The sequence below is a fragment of the Mesorhizobium sp. M2A.F.Ca.ET.046.03.2.1 genome (assembly GCF_003952425.1).
In the GTDB taxonomy this organism is placed as follows: Bacteria; Pseudomonadota; Alphaproteobacteria; order Rhizobiales; family Rhizobiaceae; genus Mesorhizobium.
In genome coordinates, this window is sequence record NZ_CP034449.1 from 2219530 (window position 1) to 2236862 (window position 17333).

Sequence of the window (17333 nt, forward strand, 5' to 3'; positions counted from 1 at the left end):
AAGCCAAGGATCGGCGAGCGAGAGCGTTTGCGGGACGGGCGAAGAGTCGGGCAGGAGTTTTCGCCGCCCCTTGGGCGGGCTCTGTTCGGGCTGGAACGCGGTCCAGCCGAGAGCCCCCGCGCCGGTGGCGCGAGGGCTTTTTGCCTTGCCGATCAGTCGGCCGGGTTCCAGATGATGGCGTAGGTGTCGTCATCGTCCTGTCCGGCGGCGCGGCCCAGATTGGCGTAGAGCTTGCGCGGTCCGAACTCGGGTGCGGCGATCGACAGGCTGACGTAATCTTTGCCCGAGGCCTCGCCTGTCCGGACCCAGCCGGCGCCGACTTCCACCCCTTGCGTCAGTACCCGGAAGTCGGGATGGCTGTCGGCGCTCTTGGCTTGATTGGGGACGATGGCGATGTCGGCGCGGACGCTCAGCGTCTTGAGCTGGCCCTTGTAGCCGCCGTTTTCCTGCTTGGTGACGTATCCGATCGCGGTCATTTGAAGTCTCCTTTTGGTGCTCGCCGGGGACCATTCCCCTGCGATGGCGGACCGTGATGGGCGCGTCCGGCCCGCCCGAACCTGACAAGGCCGAAGCGGCAGCGGAGGACCCGAGCGAACGGCTTTTTTGGAGCGAAGCGGGCGCGAGGAGCCGCCAAAGGCGGCGGGGAAAAAAGCTGTCGGCCGAGGGTTTCGGGCGGGCCGGATCCGCCCATAGGTCAACAAGCCAGCCGCAGGGGAATGGTCCCTGGCGACAAGCAACGGAGACGGACTGGAGACGCGGTCACGGAGCCAGGCAGAGGCCAAGGCAACGATGAGACCACGGACAGCCCCGGCACCGTGCCAAAGCAATCGTGCCCAGGCAACCAGCGCCGAATCCAACCAGCAACCAAGGTCTCGCTGCAAGATCAAGAGTGATGCGCCGGGGCGAGACTTGGAGCGGCGCAGCGACACCGCAGGCACTTGCCGAGCTCTCGATTCAGCCCGGCAGGCGGACGAGCGGCGACGCCCGAAACCTCGCCACCCGCCTTGCAGAAACGATCATTCAGACACGAACAGCGACCGGACCTTCGACCACTGATCGGCGGTGCGGAAGCCGCCGCGGTTCGTGTAGGTTTCGACCGGGAATTTCATCCAGCGCGGCAGCCAGGTTTCGACTTTCTCCCTGCCGTTCTCGCCCGCAAGGAAGTCGCGGATGATCTTCTTTTGCGTCTTCACCTTCTCCGACGAATTGCCGTCGGCGACATGTGCGCCGCCGACATCGGCGAGCATTTGATTGGCAACCTCCTTGTCCCGCAGCAGCTCGAAGAAGGCGTCGTCCGGTTGCCAATGGTCGCGCATGTTGATACCAAAATGATTGCCGAGCGCCTCGATGATGGCGCTGCCGACGGCAAGCGTTTCGGCCATCACGAGCGCCAGAATACGCAGAACGTCATCGTCCGAAAGCGCCAGCAGACGGGCAAAGACGCTCGCCAGAGCGAAGTCGTCGCCGTTGCCGCCGGCGACCGGACCGTCCTCATCGATCGATCCGAGCAGCGCCAAAACCTCACGTCGTTTGTCGGCAAACGCGATTTCAGCGCGGCTTCCGGCAAGGTTCGCGGCCACCGTCTCGTTGGCCGCTCGCTGCGGATCGGGACGAACCTGCCACAGGCTCGAGCCGACAATCGAATGCGCCACCATCAGGCGTAGTGCTGCGCCGGCATGATCGAGCAGACTGACGCGCACGGCGGCGTGGCGATGCAGATCGACATAGTTCTGCATCGGGCCACTTAATTCGGGCCGCGACGGCTTTGCGGCCCGTTCTGCCTCCTCATCAGCCTCGCCATTCGAGCGCGCGCGGCGGGCTTCCTTACGCGACAAATAACCTTCATGAAACTCGACCTCGCCGCGCTGCGAGACGGTGGTGACGACCTTGCCGCCCTTCTTCTTCGGCGTCTTTTCGTAGTCCCATGAATGGTAGTACTGGCCGGGCTCCAGCACTACGACTTCGGGCCAACCGGCCTCAAGATAGGCCTCACGCTTGGCGGCAATTGCCTCGTTCTGCTTCTGCCAGAACAGATCGGCATCGGCGAAATAACTTTCCTCGCCGAACAGGTCGGAGACGATCAGGCCGGGATAGTCCTCGATGGCGAACAGCGCCACCTTGGTGGAAATCGACTGGCCGCCGAACAGCCATTGTTTTAGCTGCCAGCCGCGCGGAGCATGTTGGTCGGGATCGCAAAACAACGCCAGCCAGTCCTTCTGCTGCGCCTTCGAAGCCATGGTCAGATGGCGCACCGTCTCGGTGTCGATCTCTTCGCGGCGATAGGCTTCGCGTATTTTTGGCAGAAGATCGCCGAGCGCCAGAATGCGCTTCACCAGTTGCTCGGTCAGGCCGAAGGTGACGGTGATATCGGCAATTGCGCGACCTTCCTTGATCAGCCGCGTAAAGGTCTCCCATTGCGAAACCTCGTCGGGATCGAGGCGGGCGATGTTCTCGATCAGCGAGGCTTCGAGCGCGTCGGCATCGTCGCCGTCCTCCATGATGGCGCATGGCAGCGGTTCGGCCTTGCCGCGTTCGTCGGCGACCGTTTTCGCGGCGAAATAGCGTCGCCGTCCGGCGACGATTTCGAAGCTATCCGGCGATCCGTTGGGCCGCACCAGAAGCGGCACCAGCACGCCGCGCGCCCGCACGGACGGCAGGATGTCGGCAATGTCGGGCGCGCGCCTGGAATGGCGCATGTTGATCGCGGCAACGCTCAAGCTGTCGATGGAAACATGGGCAAGCTGCATGGTCTTTCTCCTTCTGTACTGGTTGGAATTGCCCTTTCCCGCGAGGCCGAAGGCCGAGCGGCGGGCTGGTTTTGCGCCTAGCGGCGCGGTCGTTCCGCCGCGTCGGGCGGAAGCTCGGATGTGGGGATTTCGAGGCGGGAGGCGGCTTGCCGCAAAGGCTGCTCTTCCTGGGTGATATGGCCGGCAAGGCGCGCGACCTCAGCGTAGACCGAGAGCGGAAACGACGCCTTGAAGAAGAGGTCGCGCTCGACGCCGAGGCCGAGCGGTCCCTTTACACTTTGAAGCTCGGCAAGGCTGACGCTGCCGAGTTCCGGAAAGCCGAAACCGAGATCGCAAAGGCCAAATAGCGTGTCGCCATCGGCGTCGAGTTGGCTCAGAAGCCACGTCGCCGCGCCGACCGGATTGAACAGTTTCAGGACCGGGACATGGTCGGCCTCTACCTCGGTTGCGGCGTTGGCGAGGAGGCGGGCGCGCAGGTCTTCCGTGATCAGGATCATGGCAAAACTCCTCGTTGGAAACGGTCGAGTTGGTTGCGCGCGGCCTCATCGAAGAGGCCGACATCGAGCGGCTTTTGCGCCGCGCGCGGACGCATCGGCGCGTCGATCAGGAGCCCCAGCCGGTCGCGCGTGGTGACCGGGCGGACGCCGGGAACGAGCATCTGCTCACCTTGCGGCGTCGGCTCACTTTGCGGCGGGACGGCATCGCGCGCGCTCACGCCGCGATTTCCGTATGCGCCTCGCTTGCCGCGTCGGCCTGAAAGGCAAACAGGAAATCGGCGGCTTTCGAGGCAAGGCTGGCGGCGCGGAAAATGGCGCGGTTGTCCTCGCGCAGCACCTCGAGCCAAGAGGCGACATAGTCGGCATGGCGCACGGTCGGCTCGATGCCGAGGCTCGAGCAGGTAAAGGCGGCCGTAAGCTCGGCCACCAGTTCCTCGCGGGCATAGGTTTTTGTGCCGAACGAGCCGGAGAAGTCGCGGGCAAGCCGGCTCGAATGCCCGGTCCAGTGGCCCAGTTCATGCAGGGCCGTGCGGTAGTAATTGATCGTCTCGAAAAATGCCGGCTGCGGCGGCAGCTGCACGAAATCTGCTGCGGGCATGTAGAAGGCGCGATCCCCACCGATGCGGATATCCGCGCCGCTTGCGTGCATCAGCGCTTCGGCTTGCGGGATGATCTCACATTCCGGCAGCGGCTCAGGCTGACCGTAGAGGTGCTCCGGCAAGCCTTCACACTGCGCGACATTGAAGACGGTGAAGCGCTTGAGGAAGGGGACCGCCTGCGGCTCAGCGTCTTCTTGCTTCGCGCGCTCCTTCTCGTCCTTCGGGATGAAGCGGTCGGCGTGAACGATGGTCGTCCCGTGCTCGCCTTTCCTGACGTTGCCGCCAAGCGAAAGCGCCTGCCGGAAGGTGAGCCAGCTCTGGCAGGGGTAAGAGCGCTCGATCACCGCGCCCCACAGGATCAGAATGTTGATGCCGGAATAGCCGCGCCCGGTGGCAGCGTTGCGGGGCAGCCCAAGACTGGCCTTCGCCCTCCCCCAAGGCTTGACCCAAGGCACCGAACCCCGCTCCAGATCGGCGATGATCCGGTCGGTGATCTCGGAATAAAGGCTGGCCCTAAGCGGCTCGCCCTTCTTGCCGCCAACGTCTCCACGGGCACCGCGTTTGCCGGTCTTGCGCATGACTAAATCTCCGTTCGCCAATCTTTGCTGCGCCCTCCCCGGAAGCGGGGTGGGCGGCGAAAACGACCGGGAAAGGCCCGCCGTCAGAGGTGGTCGGCATCCGCAGGACCGAAACGAAGTGGAGGACCCGGAGTGAAGCGCAGGGTTGCGGACCACCGCGGCGGGCCTAGAAGGGAGAGCCGCCCACCCCGCGCCGCCAGGAGGGCCAACCCAAAAAGACAGCGCCGCCCAAGAGGGCGGCGACCGTCACAGCCCGCCAGGGCTGCATGCGCCAGGGGGCGAAGCCGGATGGCCGAGACCGCCTGAGCCTGTCGAAGAAAAGCGGGCTCGGTTCACGAGCACCCGATGCGCGCCTAGGCGCGCAGGCGCCTGCTCTCGACCGGTAACAAGTGAGTTCAATCAGGTTGCTATGGCTTGATTAGTTCGCAAGGATCAACGTTCAGGGCTTTCGCAAGTCGGCCTAGGACCGTCACACTCGCTGAAACCCGACCACGCTCAATCGAGCCCACATAGCGCATGCTCAGCTCTGCACGAGCCGCCAGCTCTTCTTGCGTCAGCCCTTGATCATGGCGCACGCGACGCATTTTGACCGCCATGACCTCCTTGAGATCCATGGCTGGATAGGGACCAGAACGGGAACTATCGTTCTAGGAATGATCGTTCCTATTCGTTATAGTGGCCTCTCGTCATGGCGTCCCCTGTGGAACGTCGAACGCTCGGAACTGAGCCGATAGAAAAATGAAAGCAAAAATCCTGGACAAAGTTCCTTGGGCGGACACCCTCACCGCGTACGACGAAGAGCATTTCGCGATCTACCTGAGGCTCATCGAGGCGTGCGCCGACAACGCCAGCGAGGAAGAGATGGCCCAGGCCATACTTGGGATCGACCCCGGGCAAGAGCCAGCTCGTGCCCGCAAGGCAGTGAGAAGCCATCTGAACCGGACACACTGGCTGATCAGCAGCGGGTACAAGGAACTTTTCCCGGGCTAAGTCGTGGAAGACGACAGCTACAGGAGAAACCTCCTGTACCCACCGTTCATGAGCGCGCGCCCGCGTTTGATCGCACGGCGCACAATGTCACGAAGGTGGTCCCCGGGATCCGCCCAATCCCGTTCGACACGTGCCTTCCCTAACAGGGCAATGCCGATCTCGCGATGCGACGCGCCGGCGATAAAGCCGTCAAGCGCACGTAAAACCAACCGCAGCCGCGCACCACGTGGCTCGGCCGGAAAGAACCTTGGTGGAAGCCGTCCCGTCGATCGGAGGGCATTTAGACACTCAAGACCCTCCAGACGTTGCTTCACTTCCGCTGGTGGCCAAAGCACGTTCGCGGTTAGACGTGCTGGCTCGAGGACGTTTTGCCCGACGACTGCCAGTTGAAGGTTCCTGAAACCCTCTGTGAAAAGGACGTTCTGCCATTCGTCCGCACTCACCAAGATGGAGATTTGACTGGCGACACGGGAGAGATCAAACGCGTCATTGTCGCGCAATCTCGATGCAGGTTCCGCGGAAGCCGCAAGAACATGCGGACATTCACGAGGAGACCAAAAGACGTTCGCAGAACTCTCAATCGAGCTTGCAAAAGAGAATCCCCCAAGCGGAGAGATCACTTTCGCTTGCCGGGATCCTGATGATGTCCACAATCCCCGATCGCGAGAGATCAACGCGCTGCAAGACAGCGCGAAGATCATTCTGAAAACCCGGATTGCGCCTCAGAAGCTCCCAGGCCCAGCCGCGGCTGGTGAGGTGCAGGGAATAGGCATAGGCACGGTCGTCCTGCCAGTCCGGCCAGGCTGGACCAGATTTCGTCTCACTCATGGCACCACATCCAAGTGAAAGCGGGATCGCATCCTGAAGTCAGGCAATCTTTCTGACGGGCGCCCACAAAACGGGACCTTTGATCCCGCCATTGCGGTAGATGGCATCCAGGCTCCCGGCCGAGACGTCGAGATGACCTGCGACGGCGCGCGTATTGCCGATCGTCTGCGGATCGGAGATACGCTCGAGCGGCCAGCCGGCGCGACGCAGGATCCGCTCGATGCGCAAGTCCGTCACAGTGACGATGCTCCCCAGATCGCGCGACAGACCGAACTCGATCATGCCGGCGAACAGCTCGTAGGTACCGAGCGCAATACCGGCCTGTTTCGGCGCGGACGGCGGAATATCGAGTGCGAAACGGCTGCTTTCCCAGATGTGAGGATCTTCCGGCGCTGGGTTGTCTCCAAGCAGAATGGAGAAGCTGTCACGCAACATTGTCGAACCAGTGGTTGGCAGCAGGCGCACACAGCCGTCTATGCGCCCGGTCGATGCTCTCAGCAGCAGATAGCAGGGTCCCAGCGCATCGAAGGGATCGACTTCGTAGCCACCGCTGACGGACACATCCCAATTCAGGCGATCCCTGAAAACGCGATGACGCAAGCGATGCATTTCCTTGAGCTCGTCGTCGAAATCCGCGTAACAATCAGGGGTGATTAACTGCATCATAGTGACCTTCTCCTCGCGATAAATATCGATCGCGATTGGAGGCGAAGGTCCTTGTCGCCACAACCTGTGCATGCATACAGCTTGATGAGGCCGTCAGGTCAGATCTGTCGGTCTCGATACTGCGAACCGGATCGCGGCCTGGGTTTTGGTTCGCACGCCCAGCTTCTTCTTGGCATTGTCGAGATGAAAGGCGGCGGTGCGTTGACTAATTCCCAGAATGCGGCCGATCTCCCAATCCGACTTGCCGCGAGCAGCCCATTGCAAGCACTGAATTTGCCGCCTGGACAAAGCAACTCCGTCCACAAGCCGGTCAGCCGTCAGCCTGCGACGCGCCTGAATGTGGAAGAAGATAGCGATGAGTTGGAGGGCCTGTTCGTATCGCTCGATCACACGGAAGAACAATGGCTGCCTTTCATCGGAGGCGAAGGTCAGCGCAGCAAAAAGACCTCGATGATCATGGACCGGAACAGTAAAGCCGCAACGGATGCCGAAATGCGCGGCTTCGTCCATCAACTGTCGTTGTACCCCTGACAATCCTGTATCACTGTCGTCTGCACCCCAGCTGAAAGTTTCCCGGCTACTACTCGCCTGATGGATCACCGGATCCACCTCTTCATAACGCCTGTGAAGGTAGTGAGATGTCCAAGGCTGTGGATAGGTGGACAGCAGATTTGTCGCTCGATCCAGCCGGGACGACGGCGAGAGGTACGCAAATGATGGCAGATCGAGCGACAAGGCCGTATCGGCCAAGGCATTACGGAGATCAACTGCGTCAGCGCTGTCCGTTATTTGTTCAACAAATCTGCGGAAAACGTCATGCATACCTGATCTACATTGCGGAAGGCTGAGGATAACCTCGCCCCAGGCAGTGAAGCCTCCAATGTCAAGCCATTCAAATCTTTATCGTGTCGCCAAGAATAACCGCGCTATTCCTTGAGAAGCGTGTCACAGGTGGACACGCCATCAAGATGACCTTTCGCTACCGCATCATACACTCGACCTCAGCGGCCTGCGGGATAGCGGGCTGGGCTCCCGCAGAAGTGCAAGCAATGCTCGCCGCTACAACCGCTCGCCGGACCGCCAAATCGAGCGACTCTCCCTCGCAAATACCTGCCGCGAGGTACCCACAGAAGGTGTCGCCGGCTCCGACTGTGTCGACCACTTGGACACTGGGCGCGGAAACACGAACGACTTTGTCGCCGGCGCTAACAACGGCACCCATATTGCCGAGGGTAACCACGACGACTTGACCGTTCTGTGCGGCGAGTTTCAGAACCTCGTCGTCCAGATTCACGGGCTTAAGGCCAAGTAACAGTTCGAACTCGCTCTGATTGGCCACAACTATGGAGGCCAACTTTGCCAATGACCCAGTTTCCGGGACGTACGGCGCAACATTGAGGATTGAGCGAAGACTCCTCTCCTTGGCTAGTTCAAGCGCGTGTCGGGCCGCGTCGACCGGAATCTCCAGTTGAAGCAACAATAAGTCCTCGTCCGAACATTTATCGAGTGCTTGTCGAATCTCGCGCTCCCCTACTGTTGCGTTGGCGCCAGAGAGTACCGCAATCTGGTTCTCTCCCGCAGCGTCCACCACGATCATGGCAATGCCGGTATTCACGCGTGCCATTCGTACTCCCGCCAAGTCAACCCGGTCACGGCGCAACAACGTCAGTGCTATTTCGGCAAAGGGGTCGTTACCGACTGCGGCAAAAAGCGCGACCTCGCTCCCCGCTCGCCGCGCGGCCAGCGCTTGGTTAGCTCCTTTGCCGCCAGGCTCCGTACGAAATGAGCTACCCAGGACGGTCTCACCAGGCATCGGAAGACGGTCGACGACACCGATCTGGTCTGCGTTTATCGATCCAAGAACGATGATCATCACTGGGTCCTTCTGTCATGAACGGTTGGGGCCATGCGTCACAGCCATTCGCAACCCTGAGAGACACCCGACCGTGGGAGGGACGGTGGGCATCTCTTCAGGGCCGCCTCCTGGCCAGCGCTCACTTGAGCTAGCCAGGCGGTTCTTAAGCGGCGGGAACAGACGGTGGGAAACCGGCTGCCGAACTGGGCAGACGACGAAATCCAGATTGATTGGCCCCACAACAGCAATCATCTTGTTGCCTCCGTTTCCGTCGCGATGACCTCTATAGGGAGAGTAGGCGTTGGTTCAGGAGGTCGAATAACTTCACGTCGTCTGCGGTTGTAACAACGTAGCAGTTCGCGGGTGCGTTCTCCCGATGACGCTCCGAAATTGCAGCGACCGTGCGGCCGCGATTGAGCGACGACGCGTAATCGATCTCCACCTTTGCGTGAACTCCATCGAAGAGTGAAGGGTCGAGCAGAAAAGCGGTGACGCACGGATCATGGAGAGCGGGATCTTTGCCGCCATAGTTGACCATCATGGACGCCGCCTGGCGCGCAATCTCGGATCCTCCGTTCTGCAGGACGCCGACCCGATCCGAAGTGACGATGACCTTATTGGTGACGTCGAGACCGAACATCACCAAACGTGCGCCCGAATTGAGAATGATCTGCCCGGCGTGCGGATCGAACCAGATGTTGAATTCGGCCGCTGGCGTAGTGTTTCCTGGGCAGAAAGCCGCCCCACCCATGAACACGATCTGCTTGAGCTTCGAGGCAATCGCCGGCTCCTTGACCAGGGCGAGCGCAACGTTCGTTAGCGGCCCGATCGCGCACAACGTGATCTCGCCCGGGTTCTTCAAGATCGTCTCTACGATGAAGTCGACAGCGTGTAGAGGGTGCTTTTGACGCGACGGCTCCAGAATACCGACATCGCCTAAGCCGTCGTCTCCATGGACCGAAGATGTGCGCGGAGGGGTCGGGAACATGGCGTGCCGGCAGCCGGCAAAGACTGGGACGTCAGTCCGTCCGGCGAGTTCGCAGATCCGCAAGGCGTTTCGCGTGGTGTATTCCAACGGAACATTGCCGGCGACCGTCGTTATGCCGAGGACCTCGATCTCCGGCGAAGCGAATGCGAGCAGGATCGCCACCGCGTCGTCGACGCCGGGGTCACAGTCAATAACGATACGATGTTTGGGCATGTTGTCTCCTCGCCGGATGGCCAGAGGCCTCCCGGCGCCATGTGTGAGGGGTTGGTCAGGGAGGATTAGTTCAGGAACGCATTGGTGTAGTACTTGTCCGCCGACTGGATGGACTTGAGCTGGCCGGTGTCCTTCAGCGCCTGGGCGATTGGAAGCCAGTGGCGATCGGTTTGGACCATCAGGCCCGAGGGGCCTGACAGCAGTGGGATGGTCGCCGCCCAGCCTAGTTTGTTGAATTCGCGGGAATCCGAATTGGGATAGGCCTGGGAAAAGAGGTCTGCCGCCTCGTCGAGATGTTCCATGGCCCATTCGGTCGCCTTCATGGTCGCGCGCATCCACCGCCTACCGAGATCAGCGTGCTGGTCGACGAAATCCTTACTTGCGGTGTAGGCGCTCAGCGGCACGTCCGGGACGCCGCATTCGGGGCCGATGAGGCTGGTCGGTTCCTTGTTGAGCTGCAGCTTAATCGTGGGAACGATGAAGTTGGATGCGTTCGTGGCGATATCGATCTTGCCAGCCAGAAGCAGCGGTGTGTCGCTGTCTTGCGCGGTGATGAGCTGCACGTCATTTTCGGTGATCCCCGCTGCCTTGTAGACGAAGGGCATCATCGCCTTCGTCCAGGAATCGGCGAACACACCGATCGATTTGCCCTTCAAATTGCCAAGCGACACGGGCTCGCCAGGGCGACCGAATAGCCCCCAATTGTTATGCTGTGCGAATACGCCAACCGATACGATGGGCACGCCTTGGTCGGCGCCAAAGACCACGTCGGTCGTGGCCTCAAAGCCGATATCGGCTTGCCCGGCAGCCAGGAGGCGACCGGTTGTCTGCGAGTCCGGCGGCATGATGATTTCCGTCTTCACGCCCTCGGCCTGATAGAAGCCCTTGGCGTTGGCAACGACGATGGGAATCATCGTGAAATCCGGGGACGGCCAAGCCCAGGCAAATCGCACCGTCTGGAGATCGGCTCCGTGAGCGACACTGATTTGGCCCGCAAGCAGCAGCCCTACGGCAATTCTTTTGAATACACCCATTATCTTTCCTCCTGGCTCGCGGCGGGTCGCTCACCGGCTGCGCCGGCATCGAATAGTGGTTGTTCAATTCATTGATCGGAGTGGCGGGAGCGGAGTTGGACAGGGTCAGCCGTCCAACGTTGTTCCCGCACCGTGGCTCTGCCTATTTGAGGAGTTCGTTCGTATAGTACTTGTCCGCGGGAAGGACTTCTTTCAGTTGACCCGTATCCTTGAGTGCCTGCGCCAGGGGCAGCCAGTGCTGATCATTCTGGACTAGGTAGCCGTCGGGGCCACTCAGGATCGGGACGAGCGCCTTCCAGCCAAGCGTGTTGTATTCCAGCGTCCCGCTGTCCGGATAGGCCTTGGTCACGATCTGCGCCGCTTCGTCCGGGTGTTCGGCGGCCCATTGGGTCGCCTTGACAGTGGCCTTCATCCATTTCTTCGCGCTGTCGCCATGCTTGGACAGATATTCGGTGCTGGCCGTGTAGGCCCAGATCGGGATGTCGGGCACGCCTGCTTCCTTGCCGACCAGGGCGGTCGGATCCTTCCGCAGTTGGGTCTGGACGGTGGGCACGAGATAGTTCGACGTATTAGTTGCGATATCGATCTTTCCGGCTAGGAGCAGCGGTGTGTCGCTGTCCTGGGCAATGATCAGTTTGACGTCATTTTCGGTAATCCCACCTGCCTTGTAGACGAAAGGCATCATGGCCTTCGTCCAGGAGTCGGTGAAGATCCCGATTGACTTGCCCTTGAGCTCCTCGAGCTTTACCGGCTCGCCAGGGCGGCCGAACAGGCCCCAATTGTTGTGTTGCGCGTAAACACCTACCGAGACTATGGGAAGCCCTTGCTCAGCCCCGAAGACCACGTCGGTGGTTGCTTCAAATCCAATGTCGGCTTGCCCGACGGACAGAAGCCGCGCGGTGGTTTGAGAGTCGGGCGGCAGGATCACGTCGACCTTCAGGCCCTCGTCCTTGTAGAAACCCTTTTCGATGCCGACCGCGACCGGCGTAATGGCATGGTCGGCGCTGGACCAGTTGAAAACGAAGCGCACCGGCGTCAGGTCTTCAGCCGCGGCTGGCAATAGCTGGGCCGCAAATACCACCGTTGCCATCGCAACGGCCTTAAAGAGTGTCGACCTCATTATTATTCCCCTTCTGTTAGAGTTACTGGTGCTAGTTTTAAATCGATCGAGATCAGCGGAGCCACTTGGGGGCGGTAGATCGTGTCCGCCACGGGGTCGCGACGATCTCCATGCCGAGAACGATGAGGAATGAGCCGACACCGATGGCGGTCAGAAGCAGCATTGCGGCATAGACACCGGCCGTATCCATCCTTGCGTTCGAGCTGAGCAGAAAGGTGCCAAGCCCTTGGTTCGCGGAAGCCGTCCATTCGCCGATGACCGCGCCGGTGACCGCGTAGGTCGCTCCGATCTTCAGGCCGGAAAACAACGGCCCTACGCAAGCCGGGAGCTTGACGATGAGGAACACACGCAGAGGGCTTCCTCCCATCAACCTGGCGAGATTGATCATGTCGCGATCGATGCTCGCGAGACCGTCCAGGACGTTGACTACGACGGGAAAGAAGACGATCCAGGCCACGATGATCAGCTTGGGCGTCAAGCCGAAGCCGAAGACGATAACCAGGGGGGCTGCGACTGCGACGATCGGCACCGCCTGCGAGACGATTAGCGCCGGCATGATAAGCCGACGGACGAAGCCGATCTGCCCCATGACTAGGGCAAGGACGAATCCGATCAGCGCGCCGACGACATAGCCGATGCCTGTTTCGTAGAGTGTCTGGCCGGTGAGGATCTTAAGTTCCGGCCATTTCTCGGCCAGAGTACCAAAGGCCTGTGCCGGGGAAGGAATTACGTATGGCGGCAGGCCGGAAACGACGATGACCAATTGCCAGGCGACGACGATCAATATCAATGCCGCGACCCAGAGGATCAGCGGCGCCAGGCCGCGAGAAATTCGTTCTCTCATTTCGCCGCTCCCGCCGTCTGTTCGTCGTGATAGAGGCGCGCCATAATCTGGCGCTTTAGAGCCGTGAAGGCCTCAGTGGTGAGGTCCTCGAGTGATCTCGGCCTTGGCAGGCCGACCTGCACGACCTCCCCGATTCGGCCTGGGCGCGGTGTCATGACGACGATGCGGTCGGCAAGAAAGATCGCCTCGTCGACATCGTGCGTGACAAATAGGATAGTCCGGCCAAGGTCCTTCCAGACCTGCAGCAACCACTGCTGCATGCTGAATCGTGTCTGGGCGTCTAGTGCGCCGAACGGCTCGTCAAGAAGCATAACCTGACGGCCGGCCGCAATGGTTCGCATCATGGCCACGCGCTGGCGCATGCCGCCAGAAAGCGCGTGGGGATAGTGATTGAGAAATTCACCAAGGCCGTACCGGGTCGCAAGCTTTTCGGCTTCGGCCTGGTCTTCCTTGGTCGCTCCGCGCGTCAACGACGCGGCGAGCGTGATGTTGCCTCTTACGGTCCGCCAAGGCAGCATCAAATCCTTCTGCAGCATGTAGCCGACTTCGCCGGGCCTGTTGCTGACGTCGCGTCCGTCGAGCTTGATCTTGCCGGAGGTGGCGCGCAGGAGGCCGGACACGGCATTGAAAAGAGTGCTCTTGCCGCAGCCCGACGCGCCGAGAATCGATACGAATTCGCCCTCGTTGACCTGCAGCGATACGTCGTTCAGGGCTACGACTTGACCGAACTTCACACTGAGGTGTTCGATAGAAAGCTTTGAGGGGGATGTCATCGGAGCGTCCGCTACAGGCGCAAGCGCGCGCAATTCTCGCATCGGGAACCTTTCGCTGATGCCGTTCCAGGTTTGGGGTCTAACGCATCGAAGAGGCGGACATTTGCCGTTGTCAGCGCACCATTTCGCCGATTAATTAGGAATGCAGATCTTGTTATGGGTCAATTGGCCAAAACGTGCATTTCTATTTAGCTTTTCTAAAGAAAAGAGGAGGGTGCCACAATGAGCTTACGCCTACCGAGCCTCCGGGGAGTGCAGGCCTTCGAGGCCGTCGGTCGCTCGGGAAGCGTCGCAATCGCGGCGCGTGATCTCGGCCTGACGCCGGGAGCGGTCAGCCAACACATCGGCAGGCTCGAGGAAGAGGTCGGGGTGGCCCTTTTCGAGAGGAAGGGACGCAGTCTGGCCTTGACGTCGTGGGGGCAAATCTACCTTCGCAGCGTGCGTGACGGTTTCGACCACCTGCGTGCGGCAAATGACGTTCTGCAGCGCGCCCGGCTGAAATCCGAGATCGTGATGAGCGCGCCGCCGTCCCTAGCTATCCGATGGGTGCGCAGATTGCTCGGAGAATGGCAAAACCTAACGCCCGGCGTTAGCGTAAGACTACTTGGCGATGATCACGAACCTGTATTCGAGGATGAGCAGGTTGATTTCCGTATCTCCTACGGAACCGCTCGCCTTAAATACGCGCATTTCACCGACTTGTTCGTTGATCGGGTTGCACCGGTGTGTTCTCCATCATTCTTGGAAGCGCATCCAATTGAAAATCCGGCCGATGTTATGAGGTGGCCTCTCATTGGAATCGAATGGAAGAACCCTTATCAGTCACCGCCATCGTGGTCCGACTGGGCGATCCGCTTTGGTTTGACGCAACTTGAGCCGTCCTGCGGGATTTCATTCTCACTCTCGAGTACTGCGATCGACGCAGCGATTGATGGGGCTGGTCTCGTCTTGGGACAGGCCTCGCTTGTCGCCAGTGAAATTGCGAGTGGGAGGCTAGTGGTGGCGTGTGATTGTTGGATGGCTCTCTCCGAGCCATATGCATTAGCTTGGAACCCCGCAACGCTAGACCGGCCGCACGGCAGCGAATTTAAGAACTTCGTGGTTCGGGCAACCCGAAAGTTTAACCGACAGCCGGAACGGTAATGGTGTGATCATCTGAGGTCCAGGGGGTTGCGCCGCCTGTCGGCGGTGGCGGCAGCAGATTTGATCGACCTCTGTGGGTCACACAAGGACCCGCAGACCATCCCGTTCACACTCCTTGACCGCAGTTGGCCGAAGAGGTCGAGGACGTATCTTTCGATCGTCGCTCGCACAGACTAAATCCTGATTGCTGCACGGAAGTTCGCACTTGTGTCGCGCGAAGATGCCAGGGGGGCGACCTCATGAAAAGCGACTCCCTCTCCTATCCGCCTCGCGGTCTCTCACGCGAAGAAGCCGCCCGGTATGTCGGCGTGGGCATTACCAAATTTGACCAAATGGTCGCTGACGGCCGTATGCCAAAGCCGAAGAAGGTTGACAGTCGAGTGATCTGGGATCGCCTGAAACTCGAAGCCGCGTTTGCCGAACTACCTGGAGACGATGAAGAGAATATCGTCGATTTTCTGTTGCAAGGGAATCATCGCAGGGAATAGATTCGTTCTGCCATGACCGACAAATATCCTGGCCTCTCCTCCTACACCGATCGTCACGGAAAACTTCGCTGGCGCTATCGGACGAAGGAGCGTGTTGTCAGTCTGCCGGCGCCAAACCAACCCGGTTTCAAGGACGCCTACCAAGCAGCGGTCGAGGGCCGGAAAGTCCCCAAGGCCCCTGTCGTCCAAATGCCCGGAGCTGCCCTGCCCGGCACATTCGGAGCCGCCTTTCAACGGTTGAAGATTTCGGTCAAGTGGCTGGCGCTTGACGAAGCCAGCAAGCGCAAGAACATGCGGCTGATCGAAGAGTTTCTAGAACTGCGGGTGGTCCCTGATCACCCGCTCATCTGGCGGAACGTGCCGGTTAAGAATCTTAGACGCATCCATGTCGAAGAGCTTCTTGGCCGCTTCATCGCCACGCCCCACAAGGCCAAGCATCTGCTGGTGGGCATACGCAAGCTGGTGTATGTCGCGCTGCGGCAAGATTGGATCGAAATCGATCCCACAACAGCGGTCGAATGGCGGCCCGCCTATGTCGGCTGGAAAGCCTGGTCGCGCGAAGCGATGGCGCAATTCGAAAACCGTTGGTCGCTCGGCACCGCAGCGCGCACCTGCTACGGGTTGGCACTTTGGCTCGGCAACCGCCGCGGCGACGTCGCGGGCCTGCGCTGGGATCAGAGAGTCACTCGTCGTGTGTTCATCGATGGCATCGAGCGTCACTTCGATGGGTTTGATATCGTTCAGGCCAAGAACAAGGGACGAACTGGTGGCAAGCGGCTTTTCGTGCCGATCACACCGATGCTGTCTGAGATCCTGGATGCGGCCGACAGGCGCGGCGAGACCGTTCTGGTCAACGGCTATGGTGAGCCGTTCTCCGCCAAGTCGCTGACTGGAATGATGGCACATTGGTGCAAGCTTGCCGGCCTGCCCAAGGGGCTGACCCTGCATGGACTAAGGAAATCGCTTGGCGTCTATCTGGCCGAGGCAGAGGCTTCCACCAGGCAGCTCATGGATGTGCTCGGTCATGACGACATCGATCATGCGGAGCTTTATTCGCGAGAGGCGTCGCAGGTTCGGCTGGCGGTCCAGGGGATGGATCGAGTCGTACGCCTAGTCACGCGCAAGCCGATGCTTGGCGAACCTATTGGCGAACCTCGTGGCGAACCACCCTATAAAGCATTGATAAATAACGACAATGGTGGGCCCGGAGGGACTCGAACCCCCAACCAAGCGGTTATGAGCCGCCGGCTCTAACCATTGAGCTACAGGCCCCACGCGGGCTGGCTTAGTGTTTTTCGCTCTTCCGCACAAGCCTCTCCGAATGCGCCGGTTCGATCGCCAGGGTCAGGCCGTATCCCTGAGATGGAGCGCTATGAAATGACCGGGTGGTATGGCGACGACCCGATCTTTCGAACTTTGATTTGGTCGCTGATGCCAGTGGACCTTGCCCTGAGGCGGTCCACTTTCGCCTTCCGAGTTGCTTCAGCCGCAAACGCTGCCTGCGGAGGAAGAGGTTCGCCTCCATCCAGGAGAAACGTGATCCAGCGCGGGTTGCCGGCTCTCCAGAGCGGCGTCTTTGTCGCCTTTTGACCCGGACTCGATCCGCGCCCAATGCCGGCGGCCTGAGACAGGTATCTGATGGCGCCGACAGATTTTGCCAAGCCCGCGCTGACAGATCACCGGCACAGGCAATCTGCCCCAACGGAATAAGGGGCTATATCTTTTGTCCTTTCGGACCAATGCGTCCGGCAGGATGGACCTCGGTCGATTGTGGACCAGGGGGCAAATCAGACAGTCTCGCCATCGCGCCGGCTGATAACCCCAAGCCCCCCGCCCATCGGTTGGCGCATGCCCGGCTCGCGGACCTCAAAATCCTAACCACAAAAGCGAGCCGGGCTTCCATCCGCGTGCCCGCGCCGAGACGCAATTGCCGGAAATGCAATGAGGAGTTGGACTGTCTATCACGTCGA

19 protein-coding genes, 1 tRNA gene and 1 pseudogene are annotated in these 17333 nt (G+C 60.4%); 4 read left to right on the forward strand and 17 right to left on the reverse strand.

The features are described 5' to 3' along the window. Positions 1-152 precede the first annotated feature (152 nt). The 6 genes from EJ072_RS10510 to EJ072_RS10535 all read right to left on the reverse strand — a co-directional run bounded on the left by EJ072_RS10510 (position 153) and on the right by EJ072_RS10535 (position 5035). Complete coding sequence (locus tag EJ072_RS10510) at positions 153-476, reverse strand: DUF736 domain-containing protein (RefSeq protein ID WP_126079633.1); 324 nt, start codon at positions 474-476, stop codon at positions 153-155. Between the two features lie 540 nt (positions 477-1016). Further along, complete coding sequence (locus EJ072_RS10515) at positions 1017-2747, reverse strand: ParB/RepB/Spo0J family partition protein (RefSeq protein WP_126079634.1); 1731 nt, start codon at positions 2745-2747, stop codon at positions 1017-1019. 77 nt (positions 2748-2824) lie between these two features. Beyond that, a complete protein-coding gene (locus EJ072_RS10520; protein WP_126079635.1) occupies positions 2825-3244 on the reverse strand; it encodes a DUF2958 domain-containing protein in 420 nt (139 codons plus the stop codon). After that, positions 3241-3462 carry a hypothetical protein gene (locus tag EJ072_RS10525; RefSeq protein WP_126079636.1) on the reverse strand — a complete coding sequence of 74 codons (222 nt, stop codon included), beginning with the start codon at positions 3460-3462 and terminating at the stop codon, positions 3241-3243. Before EJ072_RS10525 ends, EJ072_RS10520 begins: the two co-directional genes overlap by 4 nt. Then, entirely contained in the window at positions 3459-4421 is a 963-nt protein-coding gene (locus EJ072_RS10530) for a zincin-like metallopeptidase domain-containing protein (RefSeq protein ID WP_126079637.1), read from the reverse strand. Before EJ072_RS10530 ends, EJ072_RS10525 begins: the two co-directional genes overlap by 4 nt. A gap of 407 nt (positions 4422-4828) precedes the next feature. Next, positions 4829-5035 carry a helix-turn-helix transcriptional regulator gene (locus EJ072_RS10535; protein WP_126079638.1) on the reverse strand — a complete coding sequence of 69 codons (207 nt, stop codon included), beginning with the start codon at positions 5033-5035 and terminating at the stop codon, positions 4829-4831. 124 nt (positions 5036-5159) lie between these two features. On the opposite strand from EJ072_RS10535, the gene EJ072_RS10540 reads away from it, so the two are divergent. Continuing rightward, a complete protein-coding gene (locus EJ072_RS10540) occupies positions 5160-5411 on the forward strand; it encodes a DUF2285 domain-containing protein (RefSeq protein ID WP_126079639.1) in 252 nt (83 codons plus the stop codon). A 17-nt stretch (positions 5412-5428) separates the two neighbouring features. Here the strand turns inward: EJ072_RS10540 and EJ072_RS10545 are convergent, their stop codons facing one another. The 10 genes from EJ072_RS10545 to EJ072_RS10585 form a co-directional block, all read right to left on the reverse strand. Then, positions 5429-6031 carry a DUF2285 domain-containing protein gene (locus EJ072_RS10545; protein WP_245467279.1) on the reverse strand — a complete coding sequence of 201 codons (603 nt, stop codon included), beginning with the start codon at positions 6029-6031 and terminating at the stop codon, positions 5429-5431. Beyond that, the gene (locus EJ072_RS36700) at positions 5988-6239 is read right to left on the reverse strand and encodes a DUF6499 domain-containing protein (RefSeq protein WP_245467280.1); all 252 of its coding nucleotides are present in this window, start codon (positions 6237-6239) and stop codon (positions 5988-5990) included. Before EJ072_RS36700 ends, EJ072_RS10545 begins: the two co-directional genes overlap by 44 nt. A 39-nt stretch (positions 6240-6278) precedes the next feature. Continuing rightward, the gene (locus EJ072_RS10550; RefSeq protein WP_126079641.1) at positions 6279-6905 is read right to left on the reverse strand and encodes an acyl-homoserine-lactone synthase; all 627 of its coding nucleotides are present in this window, start codon (positions 6903-6905) and stop codon (positions 6279-6281) included. A 93-nt stretch (positions 6906-6998) separates the two neighbouring features. Beyond that, the gene (locus EJ072_RS10555) at positions 6999-7727 is read right to left on the reverse strand and encodes a LuxR family transcriptional regulator (RefSeq protein WP_126079642.1); all 729 of its coding nucleotides are present in this window, start codon (positions 7725-7727) and stop codon (positions 6999-7001) included. Positions 7728-7884: 157 nt separating this feature from the next. Further along, complete coding sequence (locus EJ072_RS10560; RefSeq protein WP_126079643.1) at positions 7885-8778, reverse strand: ribokinase; 894 nt, start codon at positions 8776-8778, stop codon at positions 7885-7887. Positions 8779-9043: 265 nt separating this feature from the next. Continuing rightward, a complete protein-coding gene (locus EJ072_RS10565; protein ID WP_126079644.1) occupies positions 9044-9961 on the reverse strand; it encodes a nucleoside hydrolase in 918 nt (305 codons plus the stop codon). Positions 9962-10026: 65 nt separating this feature from the next. Next, on the reverse strand, positions 10027-10995 hold the full coding sequence (locus EJ072_RS10570) for an ABC transporter substrate-binding protein (RefSeq protein ID WP_126079645.1): 969 nt from the start codon (positions 10993-10995) through the stop codon (positions 10027-10029). Between the two features lie 142 nt (positions 10996-11137). Beyond that, the gene (locus tag EJ072_RS10575; protein ID WP_126079646.1) at positions 11138-12115 is read right to left on the reverse strand and encodes an ABC transporter substrate-binding protein; all 978 of its coding nucleotides are present in this window, start codon (positions 12113-12115) and stop codon (positions 11138-11140) included. A 52-nt stretch (positions 12116-12167) separates the two neighbouring features. Beyond that, complete coding sequence (locus EJ072_RS10580; RefSeq protein WP_126079647.1) at positions 12168-12959, reverse strand: ABC transporter permease; 792 nt, start codon at positions 12957-12959, stop codon at positions 12168-12170. Then, positions 12956-13732, reverse strand: coding sequence for an ABC transporter ATP-binding protein (locus EJ072_RS10585; protein ID WP_126079648.1), 777 nt, complete (start codon positions 13730-13732; stop codon positions 12956-12958). Before EJ072_RS10585 ends, EJ072_RS10580 begins: the two co-directional genes overlap by 4 nt. A gap of 222 nt (positions 13733-13954) precedes the next feature. Between EJ072_RS10585 and EJ072_RS10590 the strand changes: the two genes are divergently transcribed. From EJ072_RS10590 to EJ072_RS36705, 3 genes and pseudogenes are all read left to right on the forward strand, one after another. Then, entirely contained in the window at positions 13955-14875 is a 921-nt protein-coding gene (locus EJ072_RS10590; protein WP_126079649.1) for a LysR substrate-binding domain-containing protein, read from the forward strand. 239 nt (positions 14876-15114) lie between these two features. Then, positions 15115-15363: a hypothetical protein gene (locus tag EJ072_RS10595; protein ID WP_126079650.1), complete on the forward strand. Its 249-nt coding sequence runs from the start codon at positions 15115-15117 to the stop codon at positions 15361-15363. Between the two features lie 564 nt (positions 15364-15927). Next, positions 15928-16368 (forward strand): annotated as a pseudogene (locus EJ072_RS36705) (tyrosine-type recombinase/integrase); the annotation flags it as partial. A gap of 191 nt (positions 16369-16559) precedes the next feature. On the opposite strand, the gene EJ072_RS10605 reads toward EJ072_RS36705, so the two are convergent. Further along, positions 16560-16635 (reverse strand) — tRNA-Ile (locus EJ072_RS10605). Between the last annotated feature and the right edge of the window lie 698 nt (positions 16636-17333).

Excerpts from the sequence above, each read along its gene's own strand:
- EJ072_RS10510 (WP_126079633.1), bottom strand. The coding sequence starts at position 476 with ATGACCGCGATCGGATACGTCACCAAGCAGGAAAACGGCGGCTACAAG.
- EJ072_RS10515 (WP_126079634.1), bottom strand. The coding sequence starts at position 2,747 with ATGCAGCTTGCCCATGTTTCCATCGACAGCTTGAGCGTTGCCGCGATC.
- EJ072_RS10520 (WP_126079635.1), bottom strand. The coding sequence starts at position 3,244 with ATGATCCTGATCACGGAAGACCTGCGCGCCCGCCTCCTCGCCAACGCC.
- EJ072_RS10530 (WP_126079637.1), bottom strand. The coding sequence starts at position 4,421 with ATGCGCAAGACCGGCAAACGCGGTGCCCGTGGAGACGTTGGCGGCAAG.
- EJ072_RS10535 (WP_126079638.1), bottom strand. The coding sequence starts at position 5,035 with ATGGATCTCAAGGAGGTCATGGCGGTCAAAATGCGTCGCGTGCGCCAT.
- EJ072_RS10540 (WP_126079639.1), top strand. The coding sequence starts at position 5,160 with ATGAAAGCAAAAATCCTGGACAAAGTTCCTTGGGCGGACACCCTCACC.
- EJ072_RS36700 (WP_245467280.1), bottom strand. The coding sequence starts at position 6,239 with ATGAGTGAGACGAAATCTGGTCCAGCCTGGCCGGACTGGCAGGACGAC.
- EJ072_RS10550 (WP_126079641.1), bottom strand. The coding sequence starts at position 6,905 with ATGATGCAGTTAATCACCCCTGATTGTTACGCGGATTTCGACGACGAG.
- EJ072_RS10555 (WP_126079642.1), bottom strand. The coding sequence starts at position 7,727 with ATGCATGACGTTTTCCGCAGATTTGTTGAACAAATAACGGACAGCGCT.
- EJ072_RS10560 (WP_126079643.1), bottom strand. The coding sequence starts at position 8,778 with ATGATCATCGTTCTTGGATCGATAAACGCAGACCAGATCGGTGTCGTC.
- EJ072_RS10565 (WP_126079644.1), bottom strand. The coding sequence starts at position 9,961 with ATGCCCAAACATCGTATCGTTATTGACTGTGACCCCGGCGTCGACGAC.
- EJ072_RS10570 (WP_126079645.1), bottom strand. The coding sequence starts at position 10,995 with ATGGGTGTATTCAAAAGAATTGCCGTAGGGCTGCTGCTTGCGGGCCAA.
- EJ072_RS10575 (WP_126079646.1), bottom strand. The coding sequence starts at position 12,115 with ATGAGGTCGACACTCTTTAAGGCCGTTGCGATGGCAACGGTGGTATTT.
- EJ072_RS10580 (WP_126079647.1), bottom strand. The coding sequence starts at position 12,959 with ATGAGAGAACGAATTTCTCGCGGCCTGGCGCCGCTGATCCTCTGGGTC.
- EJ072_RS10585 (WP_126079648.1), bottom strand. The coding sequence starts at position 13,732 with ATGACATCCCCCTCAAAGCTTTCTATCGAACACCTCAGTGTGAAGTTC.
- EJ072_RS10590 (WP_126079649.1), top strand. The coding sequence starts at position 13,955 with ATGAGCTTACGCCTACCGAGCCTCCGGGGAGTGCAGGCCTTCGAGGCC.
- EJ072_RS10595 (WP_126079650.1), top strand. The coding sequence starts at position 15,115 with ATGAAAAGCGACTCCCTCTCCTATCCGCCTCGCGGTCTCTCACGCGAA.